Raw genomic sequence first — 1,065 nt, 5'->3', positions numbered from 1 at the left:
CGGAACGACAGCGGGAAGCGGAAGTACAGCCACACGCAGTGGGAGATGACCTCGACCGGGTACCGGTGACCCTTGTACGACAGCGACGCGCTCCCCACGGACGACCCTTCCCAGGTTGATCAACCCGAAGATCATCCCACCGGTCAGCAAACGTGACAGTGCCGTGGTCGGCCCCGTGGTCTGGGTTCCAGTGGTCGTTGCAACGCCCCGGTCGGGTGCGGCCGCTGCGTGCTCGCTACTCGGTATGCCGGACCGCCCGCTTCACCTCAAGCTCCACGCCAGCCCGCATCGCGCCCTGCTCTTTTGCGTGCTCGGTGACTGCGCCCTGCACGTCTTGGGCGAGGTCGCGCCATGCCTGCCATGCGGTCTCGTATGCGGGCGGGTCGCCTTGGTCGCGTAGGGCTTGGACGGTCGCGTGCGCTTGGTCGGCGGCGCGTTGCTTCTCCACGAGTTCTTCGAAGGTGTGTGCCATTGGTAGTCAGGGGCGCGGTGCCCTCGCGGGCCCGTTTCCCCATTCCCCTTTCAATCCGTGCGTGCGGTTTTCCCGCACACCGATGATCTTCTTGGCGGGGTTACGCCGCCTTCGGATAGCGGATCGTGCCACGCAAACGATGCAGGCCGTGCCCGTTGAACCACTCTTCCTTCCAAATCATGACCTGCCCTGCCCGTAGATTCCGACCCCGATTCATCACCATGAATCCACGAAGCCGCGATACCACGTTGTCAACGGTCACCTGTTTGAACTTCTGGGCAGCGTTACCGGTTCGGAAGTAGGCACCCCAGCCGCGCAGGATCGGATTCAAGTCCGCGATCACGTCGCGGATATCCGTTCCCGACCGGCGGCGGTCGGTCCGTTCACGACCTTGTCCCGGAGTCTCTTCATCGCCGCCTGCGATGGCCAGCGATGCAGGTAGAACCGCACCTTGCGATACCTCTCCCACACCCTGTCCGAGAAGCGGGCTCTGAAGTGGCAGCCGAGGAAGTCGAGTGTCAAGCCCCGGGTTTCGTGGAGACTGAGTTAGCTGGCTTTCTGGAGTGACGTGGGGGGTTCGACCGCGAGGTAGT

General features: G+C 63.7%; 2 protein-coding genes and 1 pseudogene. All 3 read right to left on the bottom strand.

Annotated elements, in window-relative coordinates; all coding sequences use genetic code 11:
• Positions 1-98, bottom strand: a pseudogene (locus AC5P09_RS51930) (IS6 family transposase); the annotation flags it as partial.
• Between the two features lie 137 nt (positions 99-235).
• Positions 236-472 carry a hypothetical protein gene (locus AC5P09_RS51925; RefSeq protein ID WP_493880627.1) on the bottom strand — a complete coding sequence of 79 codons (237 nt, stop codon included), beginning with the start codon at positions 470-472 and terminating at the stop codon, positions 236-238.
• Between the two features lie 100 nt (positions 473-572).
• Positions 573-941, bottom strand: coding sequence for a group II intron maturase-specific domain-containing protein (locus AC5P09_RS51920; RefSeq protein WP_493880626.1), 369 nt, complete (start codon positions 939-941; stop codon positions 573-575).
• Positions 942-1,065: the final 124 nt, after the last annotated feature.

Source organism: Streptomyces sp. a15 (assembly GCF_059026085.1).
Note: the sequence above shows the minus strand (reverse complement) of the source record. Positions and strands in the feature narration are given on the sequence as shown.